This is a genomic window from Mycobacterium sp. E2479, from assembly GCF_001667925.1.
Lineage (GTDB): Bacteria > Actinomycetota > Actinomycetes > Mycobacteriales > Mycobacteriaceae > Mycobacterium.
On sequence record NZ_LZJR01000174.1, the window covers coordinates 1 to 13,674 of the forward strand.

General features: G+C 66.7%; 1 protein-coding gene. It reads right to left on the minus strand.

Annotated features, from left to right (window positions below; all coding sequences use genetic code 11):
* Positions 1-91: 91 nt before the first annotated feature.
* Positions 92-13,674 (minus strand): non-ribosomal peptide synthetase (locus tag A5686_RS26230; protein WP_156750253.1); only part of this gene is annotated, 13,583 nt, incomplete at its 5' end.

A 13,674-nucleotide genomic window follows, 5' to 3' on the forward strand; every position in this document is an offset into this window, starting at 1 on the left:
AACACCGCCCGGTTGCCCCACTCATCCAGCCCGACCTGCTCATCGTCATCGAGCAGATCAATCGACAGCAACCGCCGGGTCGTGTCGGCGGTCATGACTGCTGCTCCGCATCGGCGGTCATAACCACCAGCACCTTTTGCAACCTCCTGAAAAGCGACTCGATCCTGGCTGCGTCGAACACGTCGGTGTCGTATTCGACGCGAAGGCTCAATTCAGCACCGGGCTGGACTTGCACCGCCAGCGGGTAGTGGTTGTTCTCGCGGGCAGAGATGTCGGTGATGGTCAACTCGTGATCGCCCGTGAGGGCGGCAGCGTCTACTGGATAGTTTTCGAAGATGAACAAAGTGTCGAACAACTGGTCGTGTCCGGTGGCGCGGTGGATTTCGCCGAGCGCCAGATGCTGATGTTCCAAGGTTGAGTTATAGGCGTCTTGCAGCTGATCCAGTAAGCCGGCGACCGTAGTGGCCGCGGTGATTCGCGCCCGCATCGGGACCGTGTTGATCAACAGCCCCACCATCGAATCCGCGCCGGCCAGCTCCGTCGGGCGCCCCGACACCGCGGTACCGAACGCGACGTCATGCCGGCCGGTCAGCCACATCAACACCTGGGCCCACGCCGCCTGCGTCACGATGTTCACGGTCGTGTGATGCGACCGGGCCAGCTCGCCGACCGCTTCGGTGGTGTCCGCAGGCACCGAAAACGTTGCGACGCCCCGCTTTCCGAGTCGCACCCGGCCTGGCGGGCCCACCAAGGTGGGGGTGTCGAAATCGGCAAACACCTCGCGCCAGGCCCCGCGGGCGGCTTCGAGGTCGCGCCCCGCCAGCCAGCTCACGAAGTGGCGATATGGTGCAGCCGCCGGCAGTCGCTGCTTGTAATAGCTGGCGATGATTTCGCCCATCAGAATCGGCAGCGACCAGCCGTCCATGACGATGTGATGATTGGTCAGGATGAATCGGTGCCGATCCGGCGCGGTACGGATCAGTGCCGCTCGGAAAGCCGGAGGCTCGGCCAGGTCGCACACCGCCGCGCGTTCGGCCGCGCATACCTCCTGCACCCGCTGACCGACCTGGGCTCCTTCGCCGTGGGCGTCCAGTTCGAGCCAAGGCACTACGGGATCGGCCGGAATCACCTGCACCGGCTCGTCGAACTGCGCGCAGAATCGGGCCGCGAGATTGGGATGCCGGGTTACCACCGTGTGCAGCGCCTCGCGCAGCCGATCGTGGTCGAGGGCACCGCTCAAGGTGATGTCGAGCTGCACCGCGTACACGTCGTCGCCGCGCTGAGTGGTGGTGGTGTGGAACAACAGCCCTTGCTGCAAGGGGGTCAAAGGCAACACGTCGGCGATGTTGTACTGCTCCTGCAGCTCATCAAGCTGCCGCCGGCTCAAGCGGGCCGGCGCGACATCCGACGGTGTCAGCCCGCCCCCACCAGCGCGAACATGCGCACAGATGCCGGTCAGCGCCTCGAACCACAACCGGCCCAGCCGGCTCACCTGTTCGCGATCCACCACCGATGGCGCCCACGTCCAGTTCGCGTGCAGGTGTGGACCGGTATCGGTGTCCACCGTTCCGGCGTTCAGGTCCACGGTGTGCATCAGCGGCATGGGTATCGCCGCGGCCGCGCCGGTCAGCGCCAAGCTGTCCTGGCAGAGGCGCCACATATCCTCCGAGAGGTCAGCCCCCGCGCCCAGCCGCCCCAAGTAGTTGAACCCGACGGTCGGGTCGCATCCCCCCAACTCGACGTCGGGATTCACATACCGCAGCAGGCCGTAGCCCAGCGGATCGGGCAGAGCGCGCAACTGCTCCTTGGCATCCTTGATTACCGCTCCCAACGCCGCGTCGCCGGCCACCACCTGGCTCCACGCCAGCCCTCCGACGCTCAACGCCACGGGGTATTTGGTGGTGAACCACCCCACCGTGCCGGACAAGTCAACGTCGGCGGCCAGTTCCTCGTGCCGACCATGCCCCTCCACGTCGATGCCGATTGGCGCGCCGCGGCGGCCCACGTATTCCGCCAACGCCAATCCGAAAGCGATCAGCAGTATGTCGTGCACGCCGGCGTGAAACGCCGTCGGCGCTTCGCCCAGGAGCATTCGCGTCGTTTCGGCGTCCAGCGACACCGACAAGTGACCGGCCGCGGCAAACGTATCCACCGCCGGTTGCAGCGCTGGCAGCACGGCAGGAAGCGCCGCGACCTGCCGCCACGCCTCGGCCTCATTCATCACGGCAGGGGTCTGGGCGTACTCCACCAGTAGCGACGACCACCGGGCAAACGAGGTTCCCGCCGCCGGCAGCATTATCGGCTGCCCGTCGCGACGCTGGACCCAGGCAGTGTTGAGGTCTTCCAGCAGAATCCGCCACGACACCCCGTCGACGGCCAGGTGGTGAATGATCAACGCCAGCTGACCCGTCGAGTCGGCCCACAGCGCACTGAGCATCACCCCCGCAGCGGGGTTCAACCGCGACCGCGCCTTGACCAGCGCCTCCTCGGACAAGACATCTACAGCTTGCAGGCGATCGTTGGCATCCACCGAACCGGCCGCCGGCACCGACAAGGACCAGCCGCCGGCGCCATCGTCGTCGACCCGCAGCCGCAACATGGCGTGCCGATCCAGCAACGCTTGCAAGAGCGCAACGACGTCGGCCTCGGTCGCGCCCGGCGGGGCCTGCGCCATCACCGTCTGGTTGAACTGCTCGACCGGGCCCTGGACGCTGTGCAGCCAATGCATGATCGGCGTAGCCAGCACAGGGCCGACGCCCTCGTCGACCGGTCCGCCCGGACCCTCGGCCACCCCCGCCACCCGGGCCAGCCGCGCCACGGTTTGCTCGACGAATATGTCGCGCGGTCGGCATACCAGGCCGGCAGCGCGGGCCCGGGCCACCACCTGCATCGACAAAATGCTGTCCCCGCCCAGCTCGAAGAACGACTCGTCGGCTCCGACTCGTTCGAGCCCCAACACCTGCGCGTAAATACCGGCCAGGATCTCCTCAACGGCGCTGCCGGGTGCCCGGTAATGATCGGCGTCCTGGTACTCCGGTGCGGGCAGGGCACGCTTGTCGAGCTTGCTGTTGACGGTCAACGGCAGCGCGTCCAGCACCACCACCGCGGCCGGCACCATATACGTCGGCAGTCGCTCCGCCAACGCGCTGCGCACCTGGGCCGGGTCGGCGGTGCCGGTCATGTAGCCGACCAGCCGCTTGTCGCCGGGGCGATCCTCACGGGCGATCACCGCCGCCTGCTCCACCCCGTCAAGCCCCAGCAGCGCCGCCTGCACTTCACCCAACTCGATGCGATACCCGCGGATCTTGACCTGCTCGTCTGCGCGACCCAGATACCGCAGCTCCCCATCGGCGCCCCAACACACCAGGTCACCGGTGCGATACATACGCTGGGCCGATGCCCCGGCGAACGGACACGCCACAAACCGCGACGCCGTGAGCCCGGCCCGCCCCACATAGCCGTACGCCGCCGCGGAACCGGCCACATACAAATCCCCAACCACACCGACCGGAACCGGCCGCAGCGAACCGTCCAGCACGAAGAACGCCAGATGCGCCAGCGGCACCCCGATGGGGCTCGCTGCGCTGTCCAAGTCACCGTCGACGATCTCCCGGAAGGAGGCATGCACCGTCGTCTCGGTAGTGCCATACAGATTGAGCAGACGTGGCGTTCCGGGATGGTTATGCCACCACGTTCGAAGACGCTGTGGCTCCAACGCTTCACCGCCGAACACGACCGCCTGCAGCTGCAGCTGACGTCCGAGCTCCGGTGACAGCGTGTCCGCGGTTTGCAGTGCGTAGAACCCCGAGGGCACCTGGCTCAACACGCTGACCTGCTCGGTCACCAGCATGGCGTGGAAGTCTTCCGGTGACCGCGTCACCGACTCGGGGACCACGACCACCCGCCCGCCATACAACAGCGCGCCCCAGATCTCCCAGACGGATACATCGAAGGCCAGGGAATGCGCCTGCGACCACACCTGCTCCTCCAGCTGCATCTCGCCCTCGAGTGATTCGAACAGCTCGGCAACGTTGAGGTGTGTGATGGCAACGCCCTTGGGCACACCGGTAGTGCCTGAGGTGTAGATGAGGTAGGCGATGTCCTCGGGCGCAGGCGCCGGCAGGCCGGTAGACGGATGGGTACGGATGCAGGGATCGTCGAAGTCGATGACCAGAAGACCCCGCCCTTCCAGGCGCGGGCGCAGGTCTGCCGTGGTGACGACGGCGATCGGCGCGGCATCGGCGAGCATGAATTCCATCCGCGCCAATGGATGCTCCGGGTCGAACGGCACGTACGCCGCGCCGGTCTTCAAAACCGCCAGGATCGCCGTGATGGCCTCGGCGGAGCGCGAAAACAGAAGCGCCACACGCTCACCGGGACGCGCACCCTGAGCGACCAGGAATTGCGCCAGCCGATCAGTGGCCTCGTCGAGCTCGCGGTAGGTCATCGCCACGCCCTGCGCGGTGACCGCGACCGCCTGCGGGGCGCGCGCCACCTGCGCGGCGAACATCTCCGGAATGGAGCGCGAGGCGGTGACACGCCGGCTCAGCGCCGCCCGGTTACCCCATCCATGTAGCTGGGCGCGCTCGGCGTCGTCGAGGAGGTCGACCGACGACAGCCGCCGGGTCGGGTCCGCGGTCAGCGCCACCAGCACCCGCTCCAACCGCTTGATAAGCGCCTCGATGCTGTCCGGATCGAACACGTCGGTGCGGAACTCCACCATTCCGTCGATCCCGGCGGGCTCGCCGGCCACAGTCCAGCGTTCGGCGAACGAGAAAGTCAGGTCGGTGCGGGCGACCTGGGTGTCGGCCGGGAGCGTAGTGACCTGCAGATCACCCAGGCGCAACCCGGCGGTGGACCCGATGTCCGGCCCGTTGAAGTTCTGCCAGGCCAACAACACCTGTACCAGCGGGTGATGGGTCAAGCTTCGGGTCGGGTTGAGCCGCTCCACCAGCACCTCGAACGGCACGTCCTGGTGTTCGTAGGCGGCCAGGCTGCGACTACGGACCTGCGCCAGCAACTCCGTGACCGAGGGGTCTCCGGCCAGGTCAACCCGCAGCACCAGCGTGTTGATGAAGAAACCCACCAGATCGTCCAGCCGCGGATCGCGGCGCCCCGCGATCGGGAATCCGACCGCGACGTCGCTGCTTGCGCTGATCTTGGACAGCAGCACGGCGAGGGCGGCCTGCATCACCATGAAGCTGGTCGCATTGTGCTCGCGGGCCACTTGGGCCACCCGCTGCTGCAACTCCGGCGGCCACTCCATCGCGACGTGCGCGCCGCGGTAGTCAGCCACCGGCGGATAGGGCCGGTCGGTGGGCAGCTGAATGCGCTCGGGCATCCCGGCCAGCGTGTCTTCCCAGTAGGCCAGCTGCGCACCGATGCGACTCTGGCTATCACCCAGATCGCCGAATTGGGCTCGCTGCCACAACGTGTAATCGGCGTACTGCACCGGCAACGGCGCCCAACCCGGGGCTTGCCCCGCGCACCGCGCGCCATACGCCACTCCCAGATCACGCACCAACGGCGTCATAGACCAGCCGTCGCCGGCGATATGGTGCACCACCGCCACCAGAACGTGTTCGTCATCGGCTAGGCGGAAAAGCACTGCGCGCAAAGGAATGTCGGCGGCCAGGTCAAAGGGGCGACGCACCGTCGCCCCGACGGCCTCCTCCAGCCGGTTCGCCGACCAGCCGGTCGCATCGACCACGGCCCAGCCGAAGTGGGCCTGCTCGACCGCCATCACCAGCTGCTGGGGGATTCCTTCGACCGAGGGGAACAGCGTGCGCAGGCTTTCGTGACGGCCCACCACGTCGGTCATCGCTGTCATAAGCGCGTCGGCGTCGAGGTGCCCGTCCAGGCGCAAGGCCACCGCCATGTTGTAAACGGCCGAGGGCCCCTGCAGCTGATCGATGATCCACAGCCGGTTCTGCGCGAACGACAACGGGACTATCGCGGGCCGCTCAACCGGAACCAGCGGCTCGAGTCCACTTTCATCCGCACCGATTCGCGGTGCCAATTGGGCCACCGTGGGCGCCTCGAACAAAGCACGCACCGCGAGGCTGGCGTTCAGCGTCGTGTTGACCGCGGCGACCACCCGCATCGCCGACAGCGAATCACCGCCCAGTTCGAAGAACGATTCGTCGACTCCGACCCGATCCAATCCGAGGACTTGGGCGTAGAGGCCGGCCAGGATCTCCTCGGTCGGGTTGGTCGGGGCGCGGTATTGACCGGCATCGGTGTATTCGGGTGCCGGTAGGGCACGCGCGTCGAGTTTGCCGTTGACCGTCAAGGGCAAGGCGTCGAGCACCACCAACGCGGCCGGCACCATGTAGGCCGGCAATCGCTCGGCCAGAGCGCTTTTCAGCATGGCGGGTTCTGCGGTCCCGGTGATGTAGCCAACCAGACGTTTGTCGCCGGGGCGATCCTCCCGGGCGACCACTGCCGCCTGTGCCACGCCCTCGAGGTCAGCCAGCGCCGTTTGGACTTCGGCCAATTCGATGCGATACCCGCGGATCTTGACCTGCTCATCCGCACGCCCCGCATAACGCAACTGCCCGTCAGCATCCCAGGACACCAGGTCACCGGTGCGATACATCCGTTGCGCCGGCGCTCCCGGTCCGGCGAACGGGCAGGCCACGAATCGCGATGCGGTCAAAGCGGAACGGCGCCAATATCCGTACCCCACGGTGGTTCCGGAGATGTACAACTCACCGAGCACGCCGGGCGGGACCGGCCGCAGCCACATGTCAAGGACAAACAGTGCTGCCCCCGGCAATGTCGAACCAATCGGCGGGGCCCCCGAGCCCGCGATCAAGGGCGCGCTGTAGGTCACATCCACCGTGGCCTCGGTCGGGCCGTACTTGTTGATCATCACCCGCCCGGGGGTCGCCCACCGGTCCACCAGGTCGGCCGGGCAGGCTTCACCACCCACGAGTAAGGCGACCGACTCCAAACCATCGGGCGACATAGCTCCTGCGGCCGAAGGGGTTTGACCAAAGACGTCGACTCCTTCGGATATCAGTAGGTCGCGAAGTTCGGTCGTCGAGCTTGTCATCCACTCGGGGACCACTACCAGCCGCCCACCGTTGAAGAGCGCCCCCCAGATCTCGAGGACCGAGAAGTCGAACGACAAGGAGAACCACTGCGTCCAGACGCCCGGGCGCCGCAGATCGGCGGACAGCGACCCGATGTACTGGATCACGTTGTGGTGAGTGATGGCCACGCCTTTGGGCACGCCGGTGGTACCCGAGGTGTAGATGATGTAGGCGACATACTCAGGCGACGGGAACGGCAACGGTGTGCAGTGACGATCGCCAATAGCGGGGTCGTCGATATCGATCACTGCGATGTCGTGCCCGTCCAACCGCCCGCGCAGCCCGTCAGTGGCAATGGCGGCGATCGGCGCGGCGTCGCCGAGCATGAAGTCGATCCGGGTTGCCGGCAGCGCCGGGTCGATCGGCACATATGCCGCTCCGGTTTTGAGCACCGCCAAGATCGCGACGATCGCCCGGTCAGAGCGGGGAATGAGCAGCGCCACACAGGCACCGGGGCCTACGCCGTGGCCGGCCAGGTGGTGGGCCAGTCGGTTGGCGTCCTCCTCAAGCTCCCGGTACGTCATCGTGCGGCCCTCGAAGGTCAAGGCCATAGCTTCCGGCGTGCGTGCCACCTGCTCGGCGAACAACCCTGGTACCGAAACCGCCCGGACCACGGGCCGGGCTAGCAGCGCACCGTTGCCCCACCTCGCCAGCCGGGCGTGCTCCGTGGCATCGAGCAGATCCAGCGACGACAAGCGCCGACCGGGGTCCGCGGTGACCGCGGCCACCACCCGCCCCAACCGCTCGATCAACACCTCGATGCTGGCCGCGTCGAACACGTCGGTGCGGAATTCCACCTCGCCGCCGATCCCGGCAGGCTCACCGGACTCGGTCCAGCGTTCGGCCAACGAGAACGTCAGGTCCATCCGGGCGGTACGGGTATCCACCGGCGCCTGCTTGACCTGCAGATCGCCCAGAGTCAGCCCGGCGGCGGGATTATTTTCCTGCCCAGCGAAGTTCTGCCATGCGAACAACACCTGAACCAAGGGGTGATGGTTCATCGATCGCGTCGGGTTGAGCCGCTCCACCAGCAGCTCAAACGGCACGTCCTGGTGCTCGTAGGCGGCCAGGCTGCGCTGCCGCACCTGGGCTAACAACTCCGCGACGGTGGGGTCTTCGGCCAGATCAACCCGCAACACCAGCGTGTTGACGAAGCATCCCACCAAACGGTCTAGCGTCGGGTCCCGTCTTCCGGCGATCGGAAATCCTATGGCCACATCGGAATTGGCGCTGATCTTGGCCAGCAGCACCGCCAACGCGGCCTGCATCACCATGAAGCTCGTCGCATTATGCTCACGGGCCAACCGGGCGACCTGCTCCTGCAACTGCGCCGGCCAGTCCACCACCACTCGGGCCCCGCGGTAATCGGCCGCCGGCGGATAGGGCCGATCGGTGGGCAGCTGAATTCGCTCGGGCATGCCGGCCAGCGCGTCTTCCCAATAAGCCAGCTGCGCGCCGATCAGGCTCTGCGGGTCCTGCAGCTCACCCAGCTGTTCGCGCTGCCACAGCGTGTAGTCGACGTACTGCACCGGCAACGGCGCCCAACCCGGAGCCTGGCCCGCACACCGGCTGGCATATGCCACACCGAGATCGCCCACCAGCGGCCCGATCGACCAGCCGTCGGCGGCGATATGATGCAGGACCGCCACCAATACGTGCTCCGTGTCGCTAATGCGGTAAAGCTTTGCGCGCAACGGGATTTGGGACGTCAGGTCAAAGGGGTCTCGCACCACCTCGCCCACGGCGTCAGTCAGCCGGCCGGTCGGCCAGTCGCTGGCGTCCACCACCTGCCAACCGAGATCGACAAGCTCGACCGGCACCACGACCTGCCGGGGAATCCCCTCGACCGACGGGAACAACGTGCGCAGGCTTTCGTGGCGACCAACCACGTCGGTCAGCGCCGCCCTCAATACCTCGGCATCCAGACGCCCGCTCAGCTGCAACCCGAGCGCCATGTTGTACACCGGTGAGCCGCCTTGCAACTGATCGACGAACCACAACCGGTTCTGGGCGAACGACAACGGCACCACGTCGGGTCGCTCCACGGCCACCAAGGGCTCCAGCCCACCGCCGGCGTCGCCCAGGCGCGATGCCAATTCGGCTACCGTGGGCGCCTCGAACAGTGTGCGCACCGCGAGACCGGCGTTTAGAGCGGTGTTGACCGCGGCCACCACCCGCATCGCGGACAACGAGTCGCCACCCAAATCGAAGAAGGATTCATCGACGCCGACCCGCTCCAGCCCCAGTACCTGGGCATACACCCCGGCCAAAAGGTCTTCGACGGCGCTGGCGGGGCCCCGATAATGACCGCTCTCTTTGTACTCCGGCGCCGGCAAGGCCCGGATGTCGAGCTTCCCGTTGACCGTCAACGGCAGCCGGTCAAGCGCCACCACCGCCGCCGGCACCATGTAGGCGGGCAGTCGCTCGGCCAACTCGGCGCGGATCTGGGCCATATCCGCGGTACCGGTGATGTAGCCGACCAGCCGTTTGTCGCCGGGGCGGTCTTCACGGGCAATCACCGCCGCCTGCTCGACCCCAGCCAGCGCGGACAGGGCCGTCTGCACTTCGCCGAGTTCGATGCGATAGCCGCGAATCTTCACCTGATCATCGGCACGGCCAAGGTACTGCAGGTCGCCGTCCGTCCCCCAGCGAACCAGATCCCCGGTGCGATACATTCGCGCCCCGCCGTCGGCAAACGGACATGCCACGAACCGTGACCCAGTCAACCCGGCGCGTCCCACATAGCCATACGCCAGGCCGCTGCCTGTCACATACAACTCACCCACCACGCCCAGCGGCACCGGGCGCAACCACTTGTCGAGCACAAAGAATCCGAGATGGGCCAACGGCAAGCCGATCGGGCTGACACTGCGGTGAACGTCGGAGGCGCCGATCTCCCGGAACGAGGCATGCACCGTCGTCTCGGTAATGCCATACATGTTGACGAGCCGCGGTGATGCGCGGTGGCGGTCCAACCAGGCGTCGAGGCGCCCAGGTTCCAGCGCCTCACCACCAAACACCACGGTTTGCAACTTGAGCCGATTGCCCGATTCAGCTGCCCGCGCATCCGCGGTCTGCAGCGCATAGAACGCCGACGGGGTCTGACTCAATATGCTTACTTGCTCGGCAACCAGCAAGGCGTGCAGCTCATCCGGGGACCGCACCACGGAGTCGGGCACCATCACCAAGCGGCCCCCGTGCAGTAACGCGCCCCAGATTTCCCACACCGAGTAGTCGAAGGCCAGCGAATGGCACTGCGTCCACACCTGCCCTGTCAGCTCTTCGTCAACATTCAACGATTCCAGCAGCCGAATGACGTTCTGATGAGCGACGGCCACCCCCTTGGGCACTCCGGTGGTGCCCGATGTGTAGATCAGGTAGGCGATCTCCTCAGCCGCCGGAGCGGGCAATGCGGTGCTGGGCAGGAACTCAATTCCCGGGTCGTTGACGATGACGACCGCCAATCGGCGGGCGTCCAAACGATGGGCCAAGCCTGCGGTGGTGATCGCGACGACCGGCGCGGCATCGGCCACCATGAACTCCGTCCGAGCGACCGGATGCGCCGGATCGATCGCCACGTACGCCGCTCCGGTCTTGAGTACAGCCAACATCGCCACGACCGCCTGGACCGACCGAGGCAATAACAGCGCCACCCGCTCGCCTGGCCTTGCGCCCCGGGCAATCAGCAAGTGCGCCAGGCGGTTTGACGCCTCATCGATCGCGCGGTAGGTCAGCGAGCGGCCCTCGAAGGTCAGCGCCGCCGCCCCCGGTGTGCGCGCCGCCTGCGCGGCAAACAGTTCCGGAATCGAGCCCGCCGACGCCGCCGACCGGGTCAGTACCGCCCGGTTGCCGATCTGGTCCAGGCGGCTGTGCTCGCCGGGAACCAGCACGTCTATCGACGACAACCTCCGAGTCGGCTCGGCGGTGATGGCCTCCAACAGTCGCCGCAACCGCTCGATCAGCGTCTGAATGCTTTCCACGTCGAACACATCGGTGCGGAACTCCACCGCGCCACCGATGCCGGCCGGGGCACCGGCTTCGGTCCAGCGTTCGGCCAACGAGAACGTCAAATCCACCCGGGCAGTGCGGGTTTCCGTAGGCACGGTGCTGACTTTCATGTCCCCGAGCGCCAAACCGGTGGCTGGGTCACCGGCGAAGTTCTGCCAGGCGAGCATCACCTGGACCAGCGGGTGATGATTGAGCGATCGGGTCGGGTTAAGCCGCTCGACCAGCACCTCGAACGGCACGTCCTGGTGCTCGTAAGCAGCCAGGCTGCGCTGCCGCACGTGCGCCAGCACCTCGGCAACCGTGGGGTCACCAGCCAGGTCGACGCGCAACACCAAGGTGTTGACGAAGAACCCCACCAACTTATCGAGTGCCGGATCTCGGCGCCCGGCGATCGGGAAGCCCACCGCCACATCGGCGCTGCCACTGAGCTTGGCCAGCAGCACCGTCAGGGCCGCCTGCATCACCATGAAGCCGGTTGCATCGTGCTCACGGGCCACCCGAGCAATCCGCTGCTGCAAATGCGCCGGCCAATCCACCTCCACGCTGGCGCCACGGTAATCGGCTACGGGCGGATAGGGCCTATCGGTGGGCAGCTGAATCCGCTCCGGCATCCCGGCCAGCGTGTCTTCCCAGTAAGCCACCTGTCCGCCAATGCGGCTCTGCGGATCCTGCAGCTCACCCAACTGCTCGCGCTGCCACAACGTGTAATCGACATACTGCACCGGCAACGGCGCCCAATCCGGGGCGCGCCCCGCACACCGGGTGGCATAGGCGACACCCAAGTCACCCACCAAAGGGGTGATCGACAGGCCATCGGCGGCGATATGATGCACCACCGCCACCAGCACGTGCTCCTCATCGGCGGTGCGGAAAAGCTGTGCCCGCAACGGGATCTCGGATTCCAGGTCAAAAGCGCGCTGCGTCGTTGCCGCGATTGCCTCCCGCAGCCGGTCGGCCGACCAGCCCGTGGCATCCACGCGCTGCCAACCAAAGTTGGTCTCCTGCACAGGGATAACCAGTTGCCGGGGAATCCCCTCGACCGCCGGGAAAAGCGTGCGCAGGCTTTCGTGACGGCCCACCACATCGGCCAGAGCGGCCCCCAACGCGTCGGCATTCAGCCGCCCGCTCAGGCGCAGCGCCACCGCCATGTTGTACACCGCCGAGGGACCCTGCAGCTGGTCGATGAACCACAACCGATTCTGCGCAAACGACAACGGCACCACCGCGGGCCGCTCCGTCGCCACCAGCGGCTCCAGCCGGTCTTCCGCGTCGCCCAAACGCGATGCCAACTGGGCTACCGTGGGCGCCTCGAACAGCGTACGGACCGAAATGTCGCCTTGCGCAGATTTGTTGATCGCGGCCACTACACGCATCGCCGACAACGAATCGCCGCCCAAATCGAAAAACGAGTCCTGAGACCCCACTCGGTCGAGACCGAGGACTTCCGCGTAGATGCCGGCCAGGATCTCCTGTATGCCACTGGCCGGCGCATGGTAACCGTCGCCAGCGGCGTATTCGGGCGCAGGCAAGGCGCGCTTGTCGAGCTTGCCATTGACGGTCAGCGGCAGCGCATCGAGCGTCACCACCGCGGCGGGGACCATATAGGGCGGCATTCGTTCAGCCAGCTCCGCGCGAGCCCGCGCCGGATCGGCGGTTCCGGTGAAATATGCCACCAGCCGCTTGTCGCCGGGACGGTCTTCACGCGCGACCACGACGGCCTGCTCGACCCCGTCCAGCTTGGCCAATGCCGCCTGGATCTCCCCCAACTCGATCCGGTACCCGCGGACCTTGACCTGTTCATCCGCGCGTCCCCGGTAAACCAGCTGTCCGTCAGCACCCCAGAACACCAGGTCCCCGGTGCGGTACATTCGCTGCCCCGACGCGCCGTCACCGGCGAACGGGCAGGCCACAAACCGCGCAGCGGTCAGCCCCGCCCGGCGCGCATAGCCACACGAAAGTCCTGAACCCGCCACATACAGCTCACCGACGACACCGACGGGCACCTGCCGTAACCATCTGTCGAGGACGAACAAAGCAGCCCCCGGCACCGGCGTACCGATCGGCACCACACCGGATCCGGCGCGCAGCGGCGCACTAATCGACGCATACACCGTGGTTTCGGTCGGGCCGTAGCCGTTGATCATCAGCCGCCCCGGCGCCCAATGCTCGGCCAGCTCAGCAGGACATGATTCACCGGCCACCATCAACGCGACGGACCCCAAGCCCTCCCGCGACAGCATCGCCACCGCGTTGGGGGTTTGGCTCAACACGGTGACCTGTTCCGCAATCAACAACGCGTGCAAGTCTTCCGGCGACCGGGCCACGGACTCGGGCACCACCACCAGCCGTGCCCCGTGCAGCAACGCACCCCAGATCTCCCACACCGAAAAGTCGAAGACCAGTGAATGACACTGGGTCCACACCTGCTCCGGCGTGAGCCGCAGGCCGACGTCGAGCGAGTCGAACAGACGGGCCACGTTGTGGTGGGTGACCGCAACGCCTTTGGGGACTCCGGTGGTGCCGGAGGTGTAGATCAGGTAAGCGATGTCCTCGGGCGCCGGTGTGGGCA